The organism is Pseudomonadota bacterium (assembly GCA_041395565.1).
GTDB lineage: Bacteria > Pseudomonadota > Gammaproteobacteria > UBA9214 > UBA9214 > UBA9214.
The window spans coordinates 257,523-280,162 of sequence record JAWLAI010000003.1 but is presented as its reverse complement, the minus strand read 5'-3'; the positions used below and the strand labels follow the sequence as shown (position 1 = coordinate 280,162).

The window sequence follows — 22,640 nt, the reverse complement described above, 5'->3', positions numbered from 1 at the left end:
CGCCGGCCGGCGGCTGACAACAGGGATGACGGAGCAGGACGACATGGACGCTACCGACACAGCACCCGTCTGCGCAGATATCGAGGAACAGCTGCGGGAATTGCCGCTGCTGCCGGTGGTGGCCGTGAAGATGCTGTCCCTCAACCGGGAGTCCGCGGACTATTTCGATGACATCACCCGGCTCGCCGGGCAGGATCCGACCTTTGCCGTCCGCCTGATCAGGATCGCCAATTCCAGTGCGCTGGCCACGCGCACGCCGATCACCAATCTCAAAACCGCCATCATCCGGCTTGGCACCGCGCAGATCGCGGCACTGGTCACCTCCATGGCGGTCATGAGAATTTTCGTGCCGAGCAGCAGCGAGGCGCGCGACTTGTGGCTGCATTCGATACAGGTCGCACAGGCCGCGCGCGCGGTCGCCGTCCTGGGCAAGGACCTGCAGGTCAACCCCGATGATGCCTTCCTGGCCGGCCTGCTGCACGATATCGGGCGCTTCATCCTCATCAGGACGGCGCACCATGTGCTGCGCACCCTCGATGAAAACGACTGGGACTCAGCCGGGCAGCTCATCGCCAGTGAACAGGAAATCTGCGGCTACGATCACACCCAGCTGGGCTGGCGCATCTGCCGCAAGTGGCAGTTGCCGGAACCCATCGTCAGCGTCGTCAGGTCGCATCACGAGCTGGATATCGCCGCGGACGGTAGCGCGCACGCGAACCTGAGAAACCTGGTCAGAATCACGCGGCTGGCCGACAATCTGAGCATGGCCGCGCTGCAGGCGACACGGCAGCCAGCCGACGGCGCGGCAACCGGCGCGGCAATCGGCGCACGCTGCTCAGCACTGCTCGAGACTGATCCGTTCATCAGCCTGACCGAACTCCAGGCAGCGGTCCCCGGGATATTGGCCGAGGCAGACCGGCAGTTCGCCATGCTGGGGCTGCCCGCGTAGAACCGGTAACGCTAATCCGCGCGGTAGTGCCCGTGACGATTATTCACGTCCGGCAAGGCGCGTGGCGCAACCGTTAGCCGCATGGGCAGGCGCGACAACCGCACGGCTCCACGGCGTTGCGACTGCAATCCGGCTCAGGTGGAATATTACGAGCGGTTACGGATCCCGGGCGCAAGGCGCTGCGCTACTGCCGCAGGGCGTCGCGCACCCGTTCCAGCCTGCCGCGCACCTCGCTGGCGAGCTGTGCCACACCGTCCCGCTCCACCAGCCCGAGCACGGCCGCAGGATCCATGAAGCCGACGGTGATGGTGCCGTCCGCTTCCTCGCGCAGCACCACGTTGCACGGCAGCAGCAGGCCGATATCGGGATCGGCCTCGAGCGCCTGATGGGCCAGTACCGGGTTACAGGCACCGAGGATCACGTACGGCCTGCGCTCGACGCCGAGTTTCTTCTTCAGCGTCGCGGCCACATCGATCTCGGTCAGCACACCGAAACCTTCCTGCTGCAAGGCGGCCGTCACCTGCTCGCGCACCGCCTGCAGATCGCCCGTTACCGAAACATTGAAGCCGTACATAAGCCGAGATCTCCCGTTTGCGTCTGAGTGTTCTGACCGGCGGCGCCCGGGTCATGCCGGCGCCGGGAGCGCGGCGCCGGTCAGCCGCTGCTGGGCCTCGCGGTACTTGGCCGCTGTCCTTGCCAGGATTTCCTCGGGTAGGTGCGGGCCGGGCGCGGTCTTGTCCCAGTCCAGCGTCTCGAGGTAATCGCGCACGTACTGCTTGTCGAAGCTGACCGGACTGGCGCCGGGCCGGTAGCTGTCGGCCGGCCAGAACCGCGACGAATCCGGGGTCAGGATCTCGTCGATCAGCACGAGTCCGCCGCTGTCATCGACACCGAACTCGAACTTGGTGTCGGCAATGATGATGCCGCGTTCCAGCGCGTAGGCCGCACAGGCGCTGTAGACCCGCAGGCTCACATCGCGCACCTGCGCGGCAAGCTCATCGCCCAGCAGTTCCCGCGTGCGCGCGTAATCGATATTGATATCGTGCGCCCCGGCATCGGCCTTGGTCGAGGGTGTAAATATCGGCTCCGGCAGGCGATCCGCCAGCCGCAGGCCGGGTGGCAGCGCGATGCCGCAGACGCGCCCGCTGGCCTGATAGTCCTTCCAGCCCGAGCCGATCAGGTAGCCGCGCACGATCGCCTCGACCGGCAAGGCCCGCATCCGGCGTACCACGACGGCGCGCCCCTCCACCTCGGCACGCTCGCGCGGATCCGGCAGCACCGCCTCCAGCGGCAGGTCGGCCAGGTGATTCGCGACGATCCCACGGGTGAAGCCGAACCAGAAGTTCGAGACCGCGGTCAGTACCGCACCCTTACCCGGCACCGGATCCGGCAGCACCACGTCGAAGGCCGACAACCGGTCGGTGGTGACGATCAGCAGGTGGTCCTCGCCAACGGCGTACACGTCACGCACCTTCCCGCGCAGCAGCAGCGGCAGGCTGGTCAGGCGGGATTCGTACAAGGTCGCTCGCATTCCGGGCTCCGGCGTCGCAATCCGCGCATTGTACAGGCAGAACCCGCCGGCCGGGGCCCGGGGCGGAAAAAATCCCCCCCTCTCACCTGTTTCGGCGCCGGGCAGGGGTGTTAAAATGACCTGCTTTCGTTTTCTCTACAACTGGATAGCATCATGAGCGAAGCACCTCGCGTGGGCCTGGTCATGGGCAGCAGCAGCGACTGGGAGATCATGCAACACGCCGCGGACGTGCTGACCCAGTTCCAGGTTCCGTTCGAGCAGCGCGTGGTTTCGGCGCATCGCACGCCCGACCTGCTGTTCGAGTACGCGAGCGGCGCGCGCGCGCGCGGGCTGGCCTGCATCATCGCCGGCGCCGGCGGCGCCGCCCATCTTCCCGGCATGCTGGCAGCCAAGTGCACCCTGCCGGTGCTGGGCGTACCGGTGCCCTCGCGCTACCTCAAGGGCATGGACTCCCTGCTGTCGATCGTGCAGATGCCGCGCGGCATACCCGTGGCGACCTTCGCGATCGGCGAGCCAGGCGCGGCCAACGCGGCCCTGGCCGCGATCGGCATCCTGGCGGTCTCCGACACCGCGCTGGCCGCGCGGCTGGAACGCTACCGCCGCGAGCTGGAAGCGAGCGTCCACGACATGCAGCTGCCGCCGCCGACATGATCCTGCCCGGCGCCACACTGGGAGTCCTCGGCGGCGGGCAACTCGGCCGCATGTTCACGCTGGCCGCGCACAGCATGGGCTACCAGGTGGTCGTGCTCGATCCGGACCCGCACAGTCCGGCCGGGCGCATCGCCAGCCAGCACATCCAGGCCGGCTATGGCGATCACGCCGCACTGCAGCTGCTGGGCGACGAATGCGCGGCGATCACCACCGAGTTCGAGAACGTCCCGGCCACCAGTCTCGAGTACCTGCAGCGGTTCTGCCCGGTCCGGCCGAATGCCGCGGCGGTGCGTATCGCCCAGGACCGCATCAGCGAGAAGGGTTTCTGCGAGGAACACGGCCTGCCCACCGCGCCGTTCGTCGCCGTTTTCGACAGCAGCGATCTCGAAGAGGCATTCGCTGCGCTCGCCCCCCCGCTGCTGCTGAAGACGGCGACCCTGGGCTACGACGGCAAGGGCCAGATCCAGGTCGCTACGCTGGCAGAGGCCGAGCTCGCCTTCGAACAGCTGGGCAACCGCAGCTGCATCCTGGAGGAGGTCGTGGAGCTCGCCTGTGAGATCTCTGTGATCGTGGCCCGCGGCGCCGACGGCACGCTGGTCGACTACCCGGTCGGGGAAAACCGCCATGTCAACGGCATACTGGATACCACGCTGGTACCCGCCCGTATCGATGACACGCTGAGCAAACAGGCCGTCGCAATGACCCGCCGCATGGCCGCGGCGCTCGACTACTGCGGTGTACTGGCCGTCGAGTTCTTCGTGACCCACGCGGGCACCCTGCTCGTCAACGAGATGGCGACGCGACCGCACAACAGCGGCCACTACACCCTCGATGCCTGCGTGACCACCCAGTTCGAGCAGCAGGTACGCTGCATGTGCGGGCTGCCGCCCGGCGCCGGCGAACTGCTCTCACCGGTGGTGATGACCAACCTGCTCGGCGATATCTGGCAGCATGGCGAGCCGGCATGGGAGCATGTGCTCGGGGAGCCGTATGCGCATCTGCTGCTGTACGGCAAGCACGAGGCGCGCCCGGGACGCAAGATGGGCCACTATAATTGCCTGGCGGGCGACGTGGACAGCGCCCTGCTGCTGGCGACCCGCATACGCGATCGCCTCGGATTCTGATACGGGCGGCGGCACCAGGCCCGCAACCTTTCAACCCCGCGCGGAGGAAGCACCATGATTGGAAGATTCCTGCTGGCGAGTATCACCGTGTTCGTGCTCTGGAGCGGTGCCGACTACCTGTTCCATGGCGTCATCCTCGCCGATGCCTACCGCGACACCGCGCAACTGTGGCGACCCGCAGGCGAGGCGATGCTGGGCCTGCATACCGTGGTCGTACTGTGCAGCGCCGTGCTGTTCTGCGCCATCTACAGCCTGCTCGTCGTACCGCGCTCAGTCCGCAGCGCGATCCTGTACGGGGCGCTGTTCGGGCTCGCCGGCGGCATCTCGTTCGGCTATGGCATGTACGCCTTCATGCCCCTGCCGCACGACATGGCGGTAACCTGGCTCATCGCCAGCCTGGTCGAGGGCGTGCTCGGCGGCCTCGCGCTCGGTTACATCCTCGGCACCTAGCAGCGGCCGTGACCCTGTTCGCGCGCCTGTTCGATGCCCTCGGCGGCTCGGTCAGCCACACCGAGCGACTGGTCTCGGCGCTGGGTGGCGGTGTCTCGATCCTGGCCATCCTGTTGGTTTCGGCGCAGCACCTCGATCCACGCACTGCCGTGCTGATCGTGCCTTCCATGGGTGCCAGCGCCGTGCTCCTGTTCGCGGTGCCGCACGGCGCGCTGTCACAGCCCTGGAACGTGTTCGGCGGTCACCTCGTCTCCGCCCTGATCGGCGTGACCTGCTACCAGCTGGTCCCGCACACCATCGCCGCAGCCAGCCTGGCGGTCGGCCTGGCGATCGGCGCGATGCACTACCTGCGCTGCATTCACCCCCCCGGCGGCGCCACGGCACTGGCCGCGGTGATCGGCGGGGAAACCACGCACGCACTGGGCTATCGCTTCGCGCTCACGCCGGTACTCGAAAACGTGCTGGTCATCCTGGCGGTCGCGGTCCTGTTCAACTACCTGTTCAAGTGGCGCCGCTATCCCGCCTGGCTGATACCGGAGGAGGCACCCGTCGCGGTAGCCGAGCGCACGCCCATCGAGCATTCCGACCTGGTTGCGGCCCTGGCCCAGATCGATTCGTTCATCGATGTCTCCGAACACGACTTGCTGCGCATCTACGAGCTGGCCACGGGCCAGGCCGACCGGCGCCGGTTGCACGCCGACCAGATCGGCCTCGGGCATTACTACAGCAACGGCGCCTTCGGCGCGGATTGGTCGGTGCGCCAGATCGTCGACGAATCCCATCATGTCGACCCCGACAAGGACATGGTGGTATTCAAGGTTGTCGCCGGCAAGGGCCTGCGCAGCTCCGGCGTCGTCACCCGCACCGATTTTGCCCGCTGGGCAAGCTACGAGCTCGAGCGCGAGGAAACGAGCTGGAAGCGCGTGCCATGACCACCGTTGCCCGCGACGGGCACCATCCGGCACACCGGGGCTGAGGAGGAACCGTCACATGCCGCTGCGTAGCTACCGCCCTGACCTGCCGCAGCTCGCGCTGCTGCTGGCCAACCTGCTGCCGGTGATCGGCGTGCTCTGGTTCGACTGGGACGTGGCTTCGATCGTCGTGCTGTACTGGGTGGAAAACCTGATCGTCGGTCTCATCACCATCCTCAAGATGCTCGTCACCGGCGGTGCGCACGCGCTCCCGCAGGCCGCATTCTTCTGTGTGCACTACGGCTTCTTCGCTGCCATTCACGGCTTCTTCGTGCTCAAGCTCACCGGCTTTACCGACCTCGAACGGATCGGCGGCGCCGCCACCAGCTGGCCCGGCCCGCTGGTCGTGCTCGAGAAATTCGTCGCCCTGGCACAGCAGCTGCTGGCGTCCGCGCCCGACCAGTTCCTGTGGGCCTGCCTGGCGCTGCTGTGCAGTCACGGGGCCTCGTTCCTGCTGCTGTTCGTCGGTCAGCAGGAATATCGCCGCACCAGTGTGAGCGCGCTCATGTCCGCGCCGTACCGGCGCGTTGCCCTGCTGCACATCACCGTGATCGCCGGCGGATTCCTGGTACAGCAGCTCGGCTCGCCACTGGGCCTGCTGCTGGCACTGGTTGCACTGAAGACCGGAATGGATATCATGCTGCATATCCGTTCACACCGGGACGCAACCGACCCGGACCAGGCCGGCGCCACCGGCGGGGAGCGCGCGCACGACTGATGCTGGAGACGGGGGGCATATTCGGTCTGTTGCTGCTGGCCGCGGACGTGTGGGCGATTCTCAATATCTTCCAGAGCGCAGCGGATACGGGCCGCAAGGCATTGTGGACCGTACTGGTGCTCGTCCTGCCACTGGTCGGCCTCATCATCTGGTATTTCGCCGGCCCGCGCGAAGGCTGAACGGACGGTGGGTCCGCGCCACAACGGCACCGGGGCGAACATGACCGAATCCAGATACCACACCATCGAAGAGCAGATCCTGAAGGAGACCATCGTCAGTGCCGCCGGCCTGAACGCGGACACCCTGCAGATCGGACTCAAGGGCGACCCTTCCCTGCGCGAAACCGTCCTGCAGCGCAAGCGCCACCGCAGCAGCATGGACGACAATATCGATACCATCGCCGGCAATCTCGAGGACATGATGCTCAACCGCGGCATGTACTGCGTCTATGTCGGATTCAACAGCGGGGAGATCCGCACCCTGTCCGTGTTCGATCCGCTGCGTTCGGAGATCCATGCCGGGGAGAAGCTCGCCGACCGCCACTACATCGAGCGTCACTTCCCGACCATACCGTTCGAGGACAAGATAGCGCTGATGCGCGAGCTCTACGATGCCTTGCGTGCCACGCGCTTCTATCAGCAGCTGCCGGGCTACTGGCAGAGCATTCTCGAGCGCCGCGCCGGCATCTGGCAGCCGCTCGGCCGTGACGAGATCAACGCGGTATTCAGCTCGCTGCGCGCCCTGCGCGAGATGCAGGAATACTATCTGCGCAACGTCACCGTGTGCATGGTCCAGGGTATCGTGCACATGCAGTTCAACTGCGACGGCACCCAGATCATCAATGCCAGGAACGTGCGGCGTTTCGTCAGTGAGAATATTCCGTGAGCGAGACGCCGCAACCCGCTGACGCCGGCCCGGACGTGCACATCAATCCTGCGCTGATCGCGGCAGGCGTCATGCTGATCGGCATGCTGCTGGACCACCTGCAGCCGCTGCCGCTGCCGGCTGCCGCGCCGCTGAAGGCGATCGGCATCGCGCTGGCCAGCATCGCGATCTGGGCATTCGTGCAGTACCAGCGCGCGGATACCGGCATCCGTCCGGACGAACCGGCCAGCGTGCTCATCACCGGCGGCCCCTACCGCTACTCGCGCAACCCGCAATACCTCGTACTGGCGCTGCTGCAGGTCACCGTGGCGTGCTGGCTCGACAAGCTGTGGATCCTGCTCCTGGTACCGGTGACGCTGTTCGTGATCGACCGCTATGCCGTCGTCCGCGAGGAACATTACCTGGAGCAGCGCTTCGGCCAGCAGTATCGCGACTACCGACGCCGCGTGCGGCGCTGGCTGTGACCGCGATGGGATGGCTCGACACGCTGTTTTCGCGCCGCTCGCGCGCACCCGATGTGGGCGGCGAAATCAACCGGATCATCGGTCGCTTCGCCACCGCCACCAGCATGGGCATCGACCGCGAGGCCCTGGGACGCTACCCGGCCAGGCAGCACAAGGTCATGGCATTCCACTACGGCGCCATTGCGTACCTTGCCGCCAGCTACGGGCTGGACGAGGCGCACACGCTCGGGCTGTTCGTGGCGTTTCTCGACAAATACTTCAACATGCCGGTCACCGAGACCGGCAGCATCAGCGAACGCCTGCAGGGTTTTCACACCCGCCCGGACGAGCGCCGCTTCCTCGAGGCGGGAGCCGACGTGTTCCGGCGCTGGCACGAGCAGGACGAGCGCCGCGCCCCGCTCGAGCTGGGCGCCATGCTGCAGGACGACTGAACGGCAGGGCAGGGCTTTTTTGCACCGTTTCCAGCCAGTTACATAACAGCCGCTGATCTGTAGCGCAGTACCGCCCCCATCCCCGCGACGGGCGCGGCACCCGCGTGCAGCTTTTTCAGGCCCGCCTTGCTAGAATCGGCCTCCGGGTCCGCCATGCCACACAGATACACGCTACTCAAGACCATCCGCTCCCCGGCTGACCTGCGCGGCTTCAGCGAGGCCCAGCTGGTGCAGCTGGCCGCCGAGGTGCGCGAATACCTGCTCGAGACCGTTTCCGCGACCGGCGGCCACCTCGCGGCCGGCCTGGGCACGGTGGAGCTGACCATCGCGCTGCACTATGTCTTCAACACCCCCGAGGACCGCCTGGTCTGGGATATCGGGCACCAGGCCTATCCGCACAAGATCCTGACCGGCCGCCGCGAGGCCATGCCCAGCCTGCGCCAGCGCGGCGGGCTGAGCGGATTCCTGTCACGCAGCGAGAGCGAATACGACGCCTTCGGCGCCGGTCATTCCAGCACCTCCATCAGCGCGGCACTGGGCATGGCCGTGGCCGCCCGCGCGCAGGGCAGCGCGCGCAAGACCGTGGCCGTGATCGGCGACGGCGCCCTGACCGCGGGCATGGCCTTCGAGGCGCTCAACAATGCCGGTGATCAGGAGTGCGACCTGCTGGTGGTACTGAATGACAACGAGATGTCGATCTCGCCGAACCGCGGCGCACTGCACAACCACCTGTCCCGACTGTTGTCGGGCCGCATGTACACCGGCATCCGCCAGGGCAGCAAGCAGGCGCTGACGAACCTGCCCGGTGCGCGGGAATTCCTGCGGCGCTGGGAGGAGCACCTCAAGGGCATGATCCTGCCCGGCACACTGTTCGAGGAACTCGGCTTCAACTATATCGGCCCGGTGGACGGGCACGACCTGCCGACGCTGGTGCGGACGCTGCGCAACATGCACAAGCTGCATGGCCGACTGCTGCTGCATGTCGTCACCCGCAAGGGCAAGGGTTACCAGCACGCCGAGGAGGACCCCTGCGTCTATCACGGCGTCACACCGTTCGACCGCGCCACCGGCGCGCAGCAAACGGCCAGCGGCAAGACCTACACGCGCGTTTTCGGCGACTGGCTGTGCGACATGGCGGCACGGGACGGGCGGCTGATCGGCATCACGCCCGCCATGTGCGAGGGCTCGGGCATGGTGGAATTCTCACGCCGCTTCGAAGACCGCTATTTCGATGTCGGCATCGCCGAACAGCATGCGCTGACATTCGCCGCCGGCATGGCCTGCGAGGGTCAGAAACCGGTGGTCGCGATCTATTCGACCTTCTTGCAGCGCGCCTATGACCAGTTGATACATGACATTGCGCTGCAGGACCTCGACGTCACCTTCGCCATCGACCGCGCCGGCCTGGTGGGAGGCGACGGCGCCACCCACGCGGGGGTATTCGATCTGAGTTTCCTGCGTTGTGTGCCCAATCTCCTGGTCATGGCACCGGCCGACGAGCAGGAATGCCGGCAGCTGCTGAGCACTGCCTACGGCTACCCCGGTCCGGCCGCGGTGCGCTACCCGCGCGGCACCGGACCCGGCATCATGCCCAATGGCGGGCTCGATACGCTGCCGATCGGCAAGGCCGAGCTGCGCCGCCAGGGTCAGCGGGTGGCGATCCTCGCCTTCGGCAGTCGCGTCGCGGCTGCGCTGCAGGCCGCGGAGCACTGCGGCGCCAGCGTGGTCAACATGCGCTTCGTCAAACCGCTGGATGCCGAGATGATCGCGCACATCGCCGGCACGCACGAACTCATCGTGACCGTGGAGGAAAACGTGCTGCAGGGGGGCGCCGGCTCCGCTGTCAACGAGGTGCTGGTGGCGCTGGGCAGCACCAGCCGCGTCATCAACCTCGGCATCCCGGATGCCTTCATCGGCCATGGCGAACACCAGCAGCAGCTGGCCGAGTGCGGCCTGGATGCGGCAGGCATCAGGGCTGCCGTCGAGGCGGCGTTGCCGCGGAACAGCGCTGCCGGTCTCGGCGGCCTGCACGCCACCAAACCATCCTGAGCCACCAGCCGCCGCTCAGCCCCGGGCAACGCGTCTCTCCCGGCCGCGCCGCTTCCTGAAGCTGGAGACCGGTACCAGCGACATCTCGGCCGGCGGGTACAGGCGCGTGAAGCGGAAGATCAGGCCGCGTGCGGTCAGCCGGCGCACGCGACGCAACTCGCGCAGCCGCCGCAGGCCGATGATCGCCACCCCGAAGCGCAGCAGCGACGAGACGGCAAACACGCCATAGAGCGGATACGCCAGTGCCGGGAAGAGCGCCGGCCAGTTCTGTCCCAGCCAGCCGCCCGCCAGGGCACCCAGAAAGACGCCGGCCGCGGTGAACAGCGCGTTCAATGCCATGAACGGGGCCAGGCGCCGCCCCGGCAACAGCTCATAGAGATAATTACCGCTCGACAGGCTGAACCCCGCCCACACCAGCCCGCCCAGGCACTGGATGACCAGGAGATACCAGAAGTCGCTGGATATCAGCCACAGTGCCGGCACGACAGGAATGACGAGTCCGGTAATGCGCTGCACCAGCCGGCTGCCGTAGGCGTCCGCCACCCGGCCCCAGGCCGCCAAGGTGAAGAACTTCATCATGACCGAGGCAGCGGTCAGCACCATGAACTCCAGGTAGCTGAAGCGCAGGTCATTGAGCATGTGCACGGTAAAGAACGGCGAGGCGACGGCGGTCGCGCCCTGGAACAGGGCCATGAACAGCACGAAGCGGAGGTAGCCGGTGCCGCGCAGGTCCCGCAGCCAGGCGCGGAACTGGCGCGGCGGGGTCTCCTGGTCGCGCGTGATACCGGCCTGCGGATCATGCATGCGGGCCAGGTGATAGACGGAGGTAATGCGTGCGACCATGGCGACGGCGAAGACCAGCAGATAACCGAGCAGCGTCATGCCATGCAGTTCGGCCAGGTGCAGCAGCCCGCCCGCGCCGATCAGGGCGATGAAATTGGTCAGCGTCGACAAGCGGGATCGATGTCCGAAGTAGCGTCCGCGGCGCCGTTCCGGCACCAGGTCTCCCATCAGGCTGCCCCATTGGGGTGCGATGAAATCTCCCGCCACGGTCAGCAGCAGGACGCAAGCGATAAACAACTCCACGCCATGCACGGGAAACAGCAACGGCAGGACCATCAGCGGCAGCCAGGTCAGCGCATGCAGGGCGGCACCCAGCACGATGATGCGCTTGCGCCAGCGCACATGCCCTGCCGTGAGCCAGGCCGAGACCAGCTGGGCTGACGCACCGACCAGTGCCGGCAACGCCGCCAACCAGGCAACCTGCTGGGTCGAGGCCCGGAGGAACAAGGCGAAGGCCGAGAAATAGGTCTCGCCGCCCCCCTGCATCACCGAATACGCGACGCCATCGCGCACCGAGTGGCGCAAGGACTGACTGACCAGCGGATCCTGGTGCCGGTACAGGTTCATGGAGGGTTGCGGAAGCAGGCGAGCAGGATGGACATGCACGGATCCTGGAGGACTCTCCAGGCGGACGATAACATGCTGATATGAATGCCTATATTTTTATCATCCCAAGTAATATATATTATTGTATATTACTATAAAATATATATCTATCTGAATCTTATAGACTTAATTACAAGATCCGGTCCTACAGCCGGAAGCGCTACGTGTATCGCCCGGAAAAGGCATCGCCCGGCCTGCCCCGCGCAGCCCAGTCTTGGTTTCCACTGGCCATTAATTATTGAAATCATCATTTATAAGGCGCTCTATAATTTCACTCCCGGCACGTCATACTTATTCTATAGCATTGATATTTTGCTATTTTTCATCTTCGCCATCGATCGGCATATCGTAGGCGGCCATGCTCGGTCGGACATCATCGGCCTCTACCTTGCTTTCTATATGGTTTTTTCCACGTCGCGCCAGGTGGACTTCCAGGGCATCATTTTTCATCGGGATGGTGTTCTCGGCATACATGATCTGGCGGATCATGCGGTCGCCGAATGCCATCAGGGCCAGGTCGTCGCCGAGCAGCTGCGCCATCGTTTCCTGGTCGACGTCGTAGGTCGTGCTGAAGCCCTCGCTCTTGATGAACTCGCGGAAGCGGTCCAGATCGTAGCTCGCCATGAAGAAGAACTTGCGGCTGGTCATCGACATCCTGCCGATGTAGGGGCCGGCCGATTTCACCTTCAGGATCTGCTGGCGCCAGAGCCGGCCTTTCTCATCGTATTCCTCCAGGCCCTGTTCCCTGCGGTATTCGTCGATGGTGAGCTTGCGGTCCTCGAAGTGGCCGTGGCAGTGATCCTCCTTGACCAGCGCGTAGGAGGCACGGTCGAAATTCTCGTCCTGACGCCGAGTCGACAGCAGCCCGACCGGGTAGTAGCGGCACGCGGTCGGCCGGTCCTCGTACACACTGCAGCCCTCGTCTGTCATGAACTGGCAGGCAGTGCCGTCCGCGACAGGCTTGAACTTGACCCCGGCGACACTGTCCTTGGCGAACTCGAACGGGTAGGTGAATTCCCGCAGAAACTCGGTTGATGTAATCCCCAGGCGCCGCTTCAGCCGGATGATGTCATAGGGCGTCAGCATGATGTCGATGTTGCGACAGCAGGCATTGAAGCAATCGATGCCCTTGTGGCAACGGAACTGGATGACAGTGTCACCGGTCAGCTGGTTGGGCACCACCGGACTGTTCTGGATCGGGGAATCTTCAATCAGTTTCTTGTCGGACATCTTGCTCACCTCGCAAAGGAACGCTACCCCTTTCGTATTTCATACTGCGATCGATCGCATCATTGCATCCGCCGGGCTTGCGACACATTCCTGTATGCGTTGACCATTCAAATGATAGTAACCGCATCGGAGAAAAACGGTACTGGCCCAATTAGATACTGCGCAGCTTACGCGCCATTTCCCATAAGAAAAAAGTCCGGGCACCGCGAGGTACCCGGACTCGGATACTGCGGGGACAGGATGGAATCCCGTCCCCCGTTACTGCTTACTTGAACAGCTTGGACTTGTCGACCAGGTCAGTGTGGGCGCGCTTGAAGCAGGTCCACTTCTTGGTCTCCTTGTCGTAGATGGAGTTCACGAAGCACTTCCAGTTCTCCTCATCGACAAAGTTCTTGTCCATGCGGTAGTAGAAGCCCGGGTAGCGGGACTCCTCGCGGAACTGGATGTGTTTCATGTGGGCTTCCGCCGTCAGGATGCGGTGGTAGTTCTCCCAGGCACGCAGCAGTTCATGCAGGTCCTTGGCGCGCATCTTCATGGCGTCTTCCTTCAGCATGTCGAGCTTCTCACTCGCAACTTCCAGCATGTGGTTGTTGGTCGTGTAGTAGGTCGCGACACCGGCCACGTACTCGTCCATGATCTTCTGCAGGCGGAACTGCAGCATCTTGGGCGTGATGTAGTGCGGGTTGATGTCGATAGCCGTGGTGTAGTCCTTGTGCTCAAGGTAGTTACGTACCGGCTGGTAGATCTCGTTGACCAGGTCCTCGACGGAGGTATCGAGTTCCGGGGCCTTGTCCTTGTTGTCAAGGCAGTACTTGACCATGGACTTGGCGGCGATACGGCCTTCCGCATGGGAACCGGAAGAGAACTTGTGACCGGAGGCGCCCACGCCGTCACCGGCGGTGAACAGGCCGGACACGGTGGTCATGCCGCGGTAGCCCCAGTTCCAGCCCTTCGGCAGGTGAGCAGGGACATTGCCTTCGGTCTCGCTGGTCGGAGCGCCGACGTCGGTCGGGCCGGACACCCAGATGCCGCAGCAACCGGAGTGCGAACCCAGCAGGTAGGGCTCGGTCGGCATCAGCTCGGAGTTCTTCTTCTCCGGCTCGATGTTCTCACCGACCCAGATACCGCACTGGCCGACGCACATGTCGAGGAAGTCTTCCCAGGCCTCGGCCTCGAGGTGCTTCACCTCGCGCGGGGTCAGGGTTTCACGCAGACGGGCCAGGGCGGACACGGTGTCCATCCAGATCGGGCCGCGGCCTTCCTTCATCTCCTTCAGCATGAGATGGTTGCGCAGGCAGGATGCCGGCACCGCCGCCTTGCCGTAGGGCGGGTAGTCGTCCAGCATGGCCTTGTTGCGGGTCATGTAGGTCTCGCCCTCGGCGTTGGTGGCCTGGGACTTGAACAGCAGGAACCAGGCGCCGACCGGACCGTAACCGTCCTTGAAGCGCGTCGGCACGAAGCGGTTTTCCATCATGGTCAGCTCGGCACCGGCCTCGGCCGCCATGGAGTAGGTGGAACCGGCATTCCAGACCGGGTACCAGGCACGGCCCGTGCCTTCACCCACGGAGCGCGGACGGAAGATGTTCACGCAGCCGCCGGCGGCGAGCAGGATGGCCTTGGCCTTGTAGATGAAGATCTTGTCTTCGCGAACGGAGAAGCCGACCGCACCGGCGATGCGGTTCTTGTCGTTCTTGTCGTTGACCAGCTTGACGATGAACACGCGCTCCTGGATGTTGTCGGTGCCCAGCGCCTTCTTGGCGGCCTCGGCCACGATCCACTTGTAGGACTCGCCGTTGATCATGATCTGCCACTTGCCGGAGCGCACGGGCTTGCCGCCGTCCTTCAGCGGGGTCATGCCCTTGGAGCCGTCATAGCGCTCGCCGTTCTCGTCGGTCTTCCAGATCGGCAGACCCCACTCCTCGAACAGGTGCACGGACTCGTCGACGTGACGGCCGACGTCATAGGCCAGGTCGTCGCGGGTGATGCCCATCAGGTCGTTGGAGACCATGCGGGCGTAATCGGCCGGGTCCTGCTCCGGACCGATATAGGTGTTGATGGCGGACAGGCCCATGGCCACGGCACCGGAACGGTCCATGGCGGCCTTGTCGACCAGCTTGATCTTCAGACCGGTGCCTTCCGCCCAGCGCATGACTTCGTAGGCGGCACCGCAGCATGCCATACCACCGCCGATCAGGAGAATGTCGACCTCTTCCTGAACGACTTCGGGATTACCAAATTCACCTGCCATTGTCAGTTTCCTCTTATCTTGAAATTGATGCGTACCGTTAGAGCTTGATCAGCTCGCTGCGGTTACCCGCGCGGTAGCCATTGTTCTGAACGAAGAAGCCCGGCTCCTCGATCTTGGACATGTCGGCCGCCGGCTTGCCACCGTACGGATCGATGGAACCTTCCGGCGTGGTGCGGATCGGGAACTTGAAGCGCTTCAGGGTGCCATTGCGGAACTTGATGGTCCACATGATGGAGTCGGAACCACGCAGCGGCTGCACGGAACCACCCAGCGGAACGATATCGGCGTAGTGACGGGCCTCAATGGCCTGCTGCGGGCAGATCTTCACGCAGGAATAGCATTCCCAGCACTGCTCGGGCTCCTGGTTGAAGGCGCGCATGGCATGGCCGGTTGCCGAGCCGTCCTTGTCGAGCTTCATCAGGTCGTGCGGGCAGATGTACATGCAAGCGGTCTTGTCCTGACCCTTGCAACCATCGCACTTGTCTGTACGTACAAATGTCGGCATTTTCAGTTCTCCATCTTCTATTACTGCAGTTGAATAACCCGTTGCCCCCTCCCGGCGGCAGCGGTCTCTAGAGCCGTTACTTGGCGGAGTGCCCGCTCATCTTGATCTCGACCGTCTCGGTCAGGGTGGCGTAGTAGCCCTGGAGCACCTTGGCCACCTCCGGGCGGCTGAAGGTCGCCGGCAGGTCCTCGCCGTCGGTCAGCATCTTGCGTACCTTGGTGCCGGACAGCAGGACGCGATCCGCCGCCTCGTGCGGACAGGTCTTCATGGAGGCCATGCCGCCGCACTTGTTGCACCAGAAGGTCCAGTCGATCTTGAGCGGCTGGGTTTCCAGGGCACCGGCCGGGATCTCGTCGAAGATGTGATGTGCATCGAACGGACCGTAGTAGTCGCCCACACCGGCGTGATCACGGCCGACGATCAGATGCGAGCACCCGTAGTTCTGACGGAACAGGGCATGCAGCAGCGCCTCGCGCGGACCGGCATAACGCATGTCCAGCGGATACCCGGCCTGGATCACGGTGTTCTTGACGAAGTAGTTGTCGATCAGCACCTGGATGGCCTCGGAACGCACCTCGGCCGGGATGTCGCCGGGCTTCAACTTGCCCAGCAGGGAATGGACCAGCACACCGTCCAGTGTCTCGATGGCGATCTTGGCCAGATACTCGTGGGAACGGTGCATCGGGTTGCGGGTCTGGAACGCGGCGATGGTCTTCCAGCCGCGCTTTTCGAATTCGGCGCGGGTCTGCGCCGGGGTCATGAACTGTTCGCCGTACTGATCGGGGAACTCGCCCTGCGAGAGCACCTTGATCGGACCGGCCAGGTTGACGTTGCCCTGGGACATGACCATCTTCACGCCCGGGTGCTCGTCATCGGTGGTCTTGTAGACCATCATGCACTCGTGCTTCTTGTCGATGCTGTACTTCTCCGTCACCTTCATGGTGGCGAGGATTTCGCCGGATTCGGAATCGGCCAGCGCGATGTCGTCGCCCTCGCTGATGCCGTTGGCGGTCGACTCGTCGGTCGACAGGGTGATCGGGATCGGCCAGAACAGTCCGTTGGCCATCTTCATACCGTCACAGACGCCTTCCCAGTCGGCGCGGGTCATGAAGCCGGTCAGCGGGGTGAAGCCGCCGATGCCCATCATGATGATGTCGCCGGCTTCGCGCGAGGATACGTTGATCTTGGTCAGACCGGCCGCACGCGCCTGCTCGGCAGCCAGTGCGTCGCCTGCTAGCAGCAGCGGCTTCAGATCACCGCCACCATGTGGCTTGACTAGTGTGGACATGAGGCTCCTTCAATACAGCGATCGTTGTGAATTACGTATTGCGTGACTGTACGTGCGGCGCCATATATAGGTGACTTGCCTGCGCGCACTTTCCCCACCTGTAGCAGGGGTCGCTAACGATACCCGTTTGGTAGTGAATTTCAAACCAGTAAAATCTTGCCGTGAATAAACACAACTTATTCCTGGCCTTAGGAATGAGCACCCATCTATCTGATTGTAATTACTCATAATATTGTTATATAAAAAACTGGTGCTTCATGTAAAAATCCGGTGGTTACCACAGTTCCACAGGGGTTAAGCAATGGTGCCAACACCAGCAAGACCGCTCAGGCGGAGAGCAGCATCCTGCCACCGACCAGCAGCAGGAACAGGGCGAATACCCGTTGCAGCCGGGCCCGGGGAAGTCGATGCGCGAGGCGGGCGCCGAACGGCGCCACGGGTACGCTGGCGAGCACGATGCCAAACACCGCCGGCCAATAGATGAATCCGGTGGTCCAGGCCTGATCCGCCATCAGGTTCCGTCCGCTCCAGGCAAACCCGGCCGCGCCCGCCAGCGCGATCGGCAACCCGCAGGAGGCCGAGGTCCCGACCGCACGGCGGATGTCGATACCGTTCCACAACAGGAATGGCGTGGTCAGCGTCCCGCCGCCGATGCCGAGCAGGGCCGAGACCGTTCCGATCAGCACACCGGCCAGGACCAGCCCGGCCCGGCCCGGTAGGCTACGGTGCGCGACCGGCTTCAGGGCGAAGAAGAGCTGCAGCGCGACCAGGATCTCGAAAACGCCGAAACACACCGCCAGCACCGGCGAGCTGGCGTGGCGGGCAAGCCATGCCCCGCCCAGCGCGCCGACCAGGATGCCGGGCAGGAGACCGGCAACCGCCGGCCAGTGCACGCTGCCGCGCCGATGATGTGCGAGCAGCGAGGACAGCGCCGTGGGAATGATGGCCGCCAGCGAGGTCCCGACCGCGAGGTGCATCAGATGAGTATCCGCCACCCCGTGACCCGCCAAAAGCCATGCCAGCGCCGGCACGATCACCAGCCCGCCGCCGACCCCCAGCAACCCGGCCAGCAAGCCGGCCGCGGCACCCGTCAGCAGATAGGTGAGCAGTTCCATGGCACGGGATTATCCCGCCGCGCCTGCGCCGGGGCCAGTCACTGGCAGCAGCGGTATTCTCCTGCGATGTATCCGGCCGTGTCGTAGCCGCAAATAAAAACGGCTCCCGAAGGAGCCGTTGCGGGTACAGACGATAACGCCTGTCAGGTCTGTTTCCTCCTGGCGATCCCGGCCAGACCGATCAGGCCGGAGCCGAACAGCCACATGGCGGCGGGTACAGGTACAGCAGCCACCTGGCTGTCAACCGAAAGGACCGTGCCATCACTGAAAGTCACGGTGCATGATCCGGTAGTCGCCGAGCAACCGCTGAATACATCCCGCGTCCAACCACTGTTGTTGTTGTTCGTGGCCAGGATGAACCAGTTGTTACCCGTGAGGGTCAGGCTCTGGCTCAGGATGTTGGTGGCAGTGTAATCACCGGAGATGGTCGGTCCGCCAATGACCACCTTGGACGGCAGGGGGATAGCGAGCGGGTTGGTAAAGCCAGTATCGCTGTCATCGAACATCGCCAACACCGAACCGGCTTGCAGGGTCAGGTTGAAGAAGTTCACGTCAGCATTCGTCGGCATGAAAACCGTTGCCGCATTGGCGGTTCCGCAGACCGCCAGCGCAGCACCAATCAAATACCTTTTAAAATTCATACCTCTCTCCGTAGTAAAACCGGTATAGGCTAGTGCCGACCGGATCCTTGTTTTAGTTACATTCCTTCGAAACCCATCCCGTTTTTCTTATTATTAGCGAGCAGGTGTACAAAATTACTGCAACACCCGTGCCAGCCTTTCTTATTATTAAATTTCAATATCTTACGATATGCCAAAAACCCGGCGACAACAGCGCTGTAAATACTGCCGACAATCCTGTCGCACCCGTTTTGGGTGGACGCCAAGTAAAAACGAGGTGAAATAAGAACATATCTCATTTGCCATAAAACTGCCGCCGCATCCGCATGTTAGCAATTCCGACAAGGCACGGGCGGGGCGCAGGGGGCAGACTCTGCCTTGATAACGCACAACGGCGCACGCACCACGGGGATCTTGCGGCGCGGGTGCAGAGCCGAACCCTGCCCTGTCGGCAGCGGACATCCGTCGGCAGGCGCAGGCTGCGAACCCATCGCCGCTGTCGCCCCCGCACCGGCGGTAGTCCAGCAGCGCCAGCGCCGACGTCGGCACCGGGCAGAGCATCACGCGGTACTAGCGGATCCAGATCGTCTTCGCGTTGACGAACTCGCGGATGCCGTGATGTGACAGCTCCCGGCCGTAGCCCGAGTGCTTCACGCCACCGAAGGGCAGGCGCGGATCACTCTTGACCAGGCCGTTGACGAAGGCCGAGCCGCACTGCAGCCGACGGGCCACCCGCTCCCCGCGCGTGCTGTTGCGGGTCCACACGCTGCCACCCAGCCCGAACTCCGTGTCGTTGGCGATGCGCACGGCATCGGCCTCGTCCCGCGCACGGATGACGCTGGCGACCGGACCGAACAGCTCTTCCCGGTAGGCGAGGATACCCGGCGCCACCCGATCGAGGATGGAGGGCGGGTAGTAGGCGCCTGGGCCGTCCAGCGGCGCGCAGCCGGTCACCGCGACCGCGCCCTGGCCGATGCTGTCGGTGACCTGGCGGTGCAGCTCTTCGCGCAGATCGTGACGCGCCATCGGCCCCATACGGTTGGCTTCGTCCAGGGGATCTCCCACCGGCAATGCCTCGGCTGCGCGCCGGAACCGCTCGACGAAGGCGTCGGCGATCTCCGGCACCACGATGAAGCGCTTGGCCGCGATGCAGCTCTGTCCGGTATTCAGGAAACGCGATGCGACCGCGTGCTCCACCGCCAGGTCCAGGTCGGCATCCTCCAGCACGATGAACGGATCGGATCCGCCCAGTTCCAGCACCGTCTTCTTCAGCGCCGCACCGGCGGTTGCCGCCACCTGGCGCCCGGCCGGCTCGCTGCCGGTCAGGGTGACGGCGTGGACGCGGCGGTCCTCGATCACTCTGGCCACCCGGCCGGAAGGGATCATCAGGGTACGGAACACGCCCTCCGGCAAGCCGGCTTCGCGGAACACGCTCTCGATGGCCAGCGCGCACTGCGGCACATTGGAGGCATGCTTGAGCAGCCCGGTATTACCCGCTACCAGGGCCGGCGCGGCGAAGCGGAAGACCTGCCAGAACGGAAAATTCCATGGCATGATCGCCAGCACGGTACCCAGCGGCTCGTAGGCCACCAGGCTGTGCCCGGCATCGGAGCCGATGATCTCGTCGGCGAGGAAGACCGGGCCGTGGTTGGCGTAATACTCGCAACCGAGCGCGCTCTTCTCGACCTCGGCACGCGCCTCCGCGATAGGCTTGCCCATCTCCAGCGACATGAGACGTGCGAACGCCTCGCTGCGCGCGCGCAGGACACCGGCCGTGCGCTGCAACAGTGCACAACGGTCGCCGATCGGCAACGTGCGCCACGCTGGCGCAGCCTGCGCCGACTGCGCCAGCGCGTGTTCCAGCTGCGCGTCATCGAATGCAGCGACGATCTCGCGTGAACTGCCGTCCGCCGGATTGGTCGATACGAACATGTCGTGCACCTCCTGTTATGCCGCCACATTTTCTGTAACTATAGCAACCATGACAACCGCGCTTGAAAAGGTCCTGGCAATTTCCTGCCTGGTGGCGGCGTTGTGCGCGCCCGCCGCCCTGCGCGCGGCAGCGGACGACCCGCTCGCCGCCGCCCGCGCCCGCTTCGAGGACGCGCGCAAGGCGCTGAACGATCACCGCAAGGACGACTACCGCAAGCTCGCGCGCAAGCTGAAGGATTATCCCCTCTACCCCTACCTCGAGTACTGGGAACTCAACGACCGTCTGTCCAGCGCCGGCAACCGCGAGGTGAGCGCCTTCCTCAAGAACTACGCCGACCAGCCGGTCGGCATAAGGCTGCGCCGTGCCTGGCTGTACCAGCTCGCACGCAGACAGGACTGGAAACACTACCTGGATGCGTACGAGGGCGGTCAGCCGGTCGAGCTGCAGTGTTATCGCCTGCAGGCGAAGCTCCATACCGACGATACCGCGACACTGGTCGATGCCGCCCTGCCGCTCTGGCTGGTGGGCTACTCGCAGGACAGCGCCTGCGACCCCGTCTTCGACTACCTCGAACAGCAGGGCAAGATCACCGACGATCTCGTCTGGGAACGCATCCGCCTGGCCATGAACAACGGTAACGCCAGTCTCGCCACCTGGCTCGCGAAACGCCTGCCGACCGCCGACCAGGATTGGGTCACACTCTGGCGCGAGGCACGGCAACGGCCGGCCGAAACCCTCGATGACCCGCAGCTGCGGCGCGATACACCCATTGCACGCGAAATCGTCCTTTACGCCATCCGGCGCATCGCCGGCAGCGACGAGCAGCAGGCACGCGACCGCTGGCAGTCTGTCCGTACGCGCTACGATTTTTCCGCGGAAGATGCCGGCCGCATGGAGCGGACCCTCGCACTGTATGCCGGCTGGCGGCAGCACCCGCAGGCGCATGCATGGCTGGAAGCGGTGCCCGCCGCGGCGGTCGACAGCGAGGTGCGCGAATGGCGCGCGCGCAGCGCGATTGCTGCCGGTCTCTGGCTCGATGTGCTCAAGCACATCGCGGCCATGCCGCCAGCCGAGGCCCAGGCGGAGGAATGGCGCTACTGGGAGGCCGTCGCCCTCGAGCACACGGGACAGAAACAGGCGGCGCAGGACCGGCTTGCACCGCTGGCCCGTGAACGCGACTACCACGGCTTCCTGGCGGCGGACGCGTTGCGCTGGCCGTACGTGATGAACAACCAGCCGCTGGATTTCAACCGCGACGAGCTGGACTCGATCCGCGCACTGCCGGGCATGGTACGCGCCCGCGAGCTGCTGCTGGTCGACCTGCCGACCGACGCGCGGCGGGAATGGCTGCATGTCATCGAGGGCTTCGATGCCACCCGGCTCAAGCTCGCCGCCGTGCTGGCGAGCGAGTGGGGTTGGCATGACAGCGCCATACTGACGGTCGCGCGCAGCAGCGACTACGACGACCTGCAACTGCGCTTCCCGATCGATCACGGCGAGGATGTCGAGCGTTATGCCAGCGCCAACCGGCTCGACCCCGGCCACGTCTTCGCGGTCATCCGCACGGAAAGCGCCTTCAACAAGGATGCCCGTTCCGGCGCCGGCGCCATGGGGCTGATGCAGTTGATGCCGGCCACCGGCCGCAGCACGGCACGCAAGTACCGCATCCCGCTCGCCAGCACGAAGAGCCTCTACGAACCGGAGCAGAACATCCGCATCGGCACGGCCTACCTGAAGCAGGTGATGGAACAGTACGACGACAACGTCGTGCTCGCCTCGGCCGCCTACAACGCCGGGCCACAGCGCGTCAACCGCTGGCTGCCCGAGGAGCACGAGCGGCCGGCGGAAAACTGGGTGGCCGCGATCCCGTTCGACGAAACACGCAAGTACGTGCAGCGCATCCTCTCCTATGCAGCCATCTACGATTGGCGCCTGGACCGGCCGATCACACCGTTGTCGGAACACATGCCCGACGTCAAGCCGAAGGAACAGTACGACAAGGGCGACGGGCGCTGATCCCGGCTGCCTG

General features: G+C 64.5%; 22 protein-coding genes. 12 read left to right on the top strand and 10 right to left on the bottom strand.

Annotated features, from left to right (window positions below; translation table 11 throughout):
• The first annotated feature begins 43 nt into the window (after window positions 1-43).
• Window positions 44-949, top strand: coding sequence for an HDOD domain-containing protein (locus R3F42_04585; protein MEZ5541301.1), 906 nt, complete (start codon window positions 44-46; stop codon window positions 947-949).
• Window positions 950-1,133: 184 nt separating this feature from the next.
• Here R3F42_04585 and R3F42_04580 read toward each other — a convergent pair whose 3' ends face one another.
• Together R3F42_04580 and R3F42_04575 are read right to left on the bottom strand one after the other, a co-directional pair.
• Window positions 1,134-1,523 (bottom strand): DUF302 domain-containing protein, encoded by a 390-nt coding sequence (locus tag R3F42_04580; GenBank protein ID MEZ5541300.1) that lies wholly within the window; start codon window positions 1,521-1,523, stop codon window positions 1,134-1,136.
• A 51-nt stretch (window positions 1,524-1,574) separates the two neighbouring features.
• Window positions 1,575-2,480: a phosphoribosylaminoimidazolesuccinocarboxamide synthase gene (locus tag R3F42_04575; GenBank protein MEZ5541299.1), complete on the bottom strand. Its 906-nt coding sequence runs from the start codon at window positions 2,478-2,480 to the stop codon at window positions 1,575-1,577.
• Window positions 2,481-2,633: 153 nt separating this feature from the next.
• On the opposite strand from R3F42_04575, the gene purE reads away from it, so the two are divergent.
• The 10 genes from purE (at window position 2,634) to dxs (ending at window position 10,223) form a co-directional block, all read left to right on the top strand.
• Window positions 2,634-3,131 carry a 5-(carboxyamino)imidazole ribonucleotide mutase gene (purE, locus tag R3F42_04570; protein MEZ5541298.1) on the top strand — a complete coding sequence of 166 codons (498 nt, stop codon included), beginning with the start codon at window positions 2,634-2,636 and terminating at the stop codon, window positions 3,129-3,131.
• Complete coding sequence (locus R3F42_04565) at window positions 3,128-4,255, top strand: 5-(carboxyamino)imidazole ribonucleotide synthase (protein MEZ5541297.1); 1,128 nt, start codon at window positions 3,128-3,130, stop codon at window positions 4,253-4,255. The genes purE and R3F42_04565 overlap by 4 nt, the downstream gene beginning before the upstream one ends.
• Before the next feature lie 54 nt (window positions 4,256-4,309).
• The gene (locus R3F42_04560; GenBank protein ID MEZ5541296.1) at window positions 4,310-4,705 is read left to right on the top strand and encodes a hypothetical protein; all 396 of its coding nucleotides are present in this window, start codon (window positions 4,310-4,312) and stop codon (window positions 4,703-4,705) included.
• A gap of 8 nt (window positions 4,706-4,713) precedes the next feature.
• Window positions 4,714-5,637, top strand: coding sequence for an HPP family protein (locus R3F42_04555; protein MEZ5541295.1), 924 nt, complete (start codon window positions 4,714-4,716; stop codon window positions 5,635-5,637).
• 58 nt (window positions 5,638-5,695) lie between these two features.
• Complete coding sequence (locus tag R3F42_04550) at window positions 5,696-6,394, top strand: DUF6498-containing protein (protein ID MEZ5541294.1); 699 nt, start codon at window positions 5,696-5,698, stop codon at window positions 6,392-6,394.
• Window positions 6,391-6,573 (top strand): PLDc N-terminal domain-containing protein, encoded by a 183-nt coding sequence (locus R3F42_04545; GenBank protein ID MEZ5541293.1) that lies wholly within the window; start codon window positions 6,391-6,393, stop codon window positions 6,571-6,573. Before R3F42_04550 ends, R3F42_04545 begins: the two co-directional genes overlap by 4 nt.
• Window positions 6,574-6,613: 40 nt before the next feature.
• The gene (locus R3F42_04540) at window positions 6,614-7,279 is read left to right on the top strand and encodes a hypothetical protein (protein MEZ5541292.1); all 666 of its coding nucleotides are present in this window, start codon (window positions 6,614-6,616) and stop codon (window positions 7,277-7,279) included.
• On the top strand, window positions 7,276-7,743 hold the full coding sequence (locus tag R3F42_04535; protein ID MEZ5541291.1) for a methyltransferase: 468 nt from the start codon (window positions 7,276-7,278) through the stop codon (window positions 7,741-7,743). The genes R3F42_04540 and R3F42_04535 overlap by 4 nt, the downstream gene beginning before the upstream one ends.
• Window positions 7,740-8,174: a hypothetical protein gene (locus tag R3F42_04530; GenBank protein ID MEZ5541290.1), complete on the top strand. Its 435-nt coding sequence runs from the start codon at window positions 7,740-7,742 to the stop codon at window positions 8,172-8,174. Before R3F42_04535 ends, R3F42_04530 begins: the two co-directional genes overlap by 4 nt.
• Before the next feature lie 153 nt (window positions 8,175-8,327).
• Window positions 8,328-10,223 carry a 1-deoxy-D-xylulose-5-phosphate synthase gene (dxs, locus tag R3F42_04525; protein ID MEZ5541289.1) on the top strand — a complete coding sequence of 632 codons (1,896 nt, stop codon included), beginning with the start codon at window positions 8,328-8,330 and terminating at the stop codon, window positions 10,221-10,223.
• Between the two features lie 15 nt (window positions 10,224-10,238).
• On the opposite strand, the gene R3F42_04520 is transcribed toward dxs, so the two are convergent.
• The 8 genes from R3F42_04520 to R3F42_04485 form a co-directional block, all read right to left on the bottom strand.
• Window positions 10,239-11,633 (bottom strand): MFS transporter, encoded by a 1,395-nt coding sequence (locus R3F42_04520; GenBank protein MEZ5541288.1) that lies wholly within the window; start codon window positions 11,631-11,633, stop codon window positions 10,239-10,241.
• Between the two features lie 354 nt (window positions 11,634-11,987).
• A complete protein-coding gene (locus tag R3F42_04515; GenBank protein MEZ5541287.1) occupies window positions 11,988-12,902 on the bottom strand; it encodes a YkgJ family cysteine cluster protein in 915 nt (304 codons plus the stop codon).
• A gap of 265 nt (window positions 12,903-13,167) precedes the next feature.
• Window positions 13,168-15,150, bottom strand: coding sequence for an adenylyl-sulfate reductase subunit alpha (aprA, locus tag R3F42_04510; protein MEZ5541286.1), 1,983 nt, complete (start codon window positions 15,148-15,150; stop codon window positions 13,168-13,170).
• 37 nt (window positions 15,151-15,187) lie between these two features.
• Entirely contained in the window at window positions 15,188-15,655 is a 468-nt protein-coding gene (aprB, locus tag R3F42_04505) for an adenylyl-sulfate reductase subunit beta (protein MEZ5541285.1), read from the bottom strand.
• 76 nt (window positions 15,656-15,731) lie between these two features.
• Entirely contained in the window at window positions 15,732-16,943 is a 1,212-nt protein-coding gene (gene sat, locus R3F42_04500; protein MEZ5541284.1) for a sulfate adenylyltransferase, read from the bottom strand.
• Between the two features lie 326 nt (window positions 16,944-17,269).
• Window positions 17,270-18,058 carry a sulfite exporter TauE/SafE family protein gene (locus tag R3F42_04495; protein MEZ5541283.1) on the bottom strand — a complete coding sequence of 263 codons (789 nt, stop codon included), beginning with the start codon at window positions 18,056-18,058 and terminating at the stop codon, window positions 17,270-17,272.
• A 143-nt stretch (window positions 18,059-18,201) separates the two neighbouring features.
• Complete coding sequence (locus R3F42_04490) at window positions 18,202-18,699, bottom strand: VPLPA-CTERM sorting domain-containing protein (GenBank protein ID MEZ5541282.1); 498 nt, start codon at window positions 18,697-18,699, stop codon at window positions 18,202-18,204.
• 549 nt (window positions 18,700-19,248) lie between these two features.
• On the bottom strand, window positions 19,249-20,610 hold the full coding sequence (locus R3F42_04485; GenBank protein MEZ5541281.1) for an NAD-dependent succinate-semialdehyde dehydrogenase: 1,362 nt from the start codon (window positions 20,608-20,610) through the stop codon (window positions 19,249-19,251).
• Window positions 20,611-20,659: 49 nt separating this feature from the next.
• On the opposite strand from R3F42_04485, the gene R3F42_04480 reads away from it, so the two are divergent.
• The gene (locus R3F42_04480; GenBank protein ID MEZ5541280.1) at window positions 20,660-22,627 is read left to right on the top strand and encodes a transglycosylase SLT domain-containing protein; all 1,968 of its coding nucleotides are present in this window, start codon (window positions 20,660-20,662) and stop codon (window positions 22,625-22,627) included.
• The last annotated feature ends 13 nt before the right edge of the window (window positions 22,628-22,640 follow it).

Coding starts and splice junctions, on each gene's coding strand:
- sat (MEZ5541284.1), bottom strand. CDS start 16,943: ATGTCCACACTAGTCAAGCCACATGGTGGCGGTGATCTGAAGCCGCTG.
- R3F42_04480 (MEZ5541280.1), top strand. CDS start 20,660: ATGACAACCGCGCTTGAAAAGGTCCTGGCAATTTCCTGCCTGGTGGCG.
- R3F42_04515 (MEZ5541287.1), bottom strand. CDS start 12,902: ATGTCCGACAAGAAACTGATTGAAGATTCCCCGATCCAGAACAGTCCG.
- R3F42_04520 (MEZ5541288.1), bottom strand. CDS start 11,633: ATGAACCTGTACCGGCACCAGGATCCGCTGGTCAGTCAGTCCTTGCGC.
- R3F42_04550 (MEZ5541294.1), top strand. CDS start 5,696: ATGCCGCTGCGTAGCTACCGCCCTGACCTGCCGCAGCTCGCGCTGCTG.
- R3F42_04560 (MEZ5541296.1), top strand. CDS start 4,310: ATGATTGGAAGATTCCTGCTGGCGAGTATCACCGTGTTCGTGCTCTGG.
- R3F42_04495 (MEZ5541283.1), bottom strand. CDS start 18,058: ATGGAACTGCTCACCTATCTGCTGACGGGTGCCGCGGCCGGCTTGCTG.
- aprB (MEZ5541285.1), bottom strand. CDS start 15,655: ATGCCGACATTTGTACGTACAGACAAGTGCGATGGTTGCAAGGGTCAG.
- R3F42_04565 (MEZ5541297.1), top strand. CDS start 3,128: ATGATCCTGCCCGGCGCCACACTGGGAGTCCTCGGCGGCGGGCAACTC.
- R3F42_04490 (MEZ5541282.1), bottom strand. CDS start 18,699: ATGAATTTTAAAAGGTATTTGATTGGTGCTGCGCTGGCGGTCTGCGGA.
- R3F42_04540 (MEZ5541292.1), top strand. CDS start 6,614: ATGACCGAATCCAGATACCACACCATCGAAGAGCAGATCCTGAAGGAG.
- aprA (MEZ5541286.1), bottom strand. CDS start 15,150: ATGGCAGGTGAATTTGGTAATCCCGAAGTCGTTCAGGAAGAGGTCGAC.
- R3F42_04580 (MEZ5541300.1), bottom strand. CDS start 1,523: ATGTACGGCTTCAATGTTTCGGTAACGGGCGATCTGCAGGCGGTGCGC.
- dxs (MEZ5541289.1), top strand. CDS start 8,328: ATGCCACACAGATACACGCTACTCAAGACCATCCGCTCCCCGGCTGAC.
- R3F42_04575 (MEZ5541299.1), bottom strand. CDS start 2,480: ATGCGAGCGACCTTGTACGAATCCCGCCTGACCAGCCTGCCGCTGCTG.
- R3F42_04585 (MEZ5541301.1), top strand. CDS start 44: ATGGACGCTACCGACACAGCACCCGTCTGCGCAGATATCGAGGAACAG.
- purE (MEZ5541298.1), top strand. CDS start 2,634: ATGAGCGAAGCACCTCGCGTGGGCCTGGTCATGGGCAGCAGCAGCGAC.
- R3F42_04485 (MEZ5541281.1), bottom strand. CDS start 20,610: ATGTTCGTATCGACCAATCCGGCGGACGGCAGTTCACGCGAGATCGTC.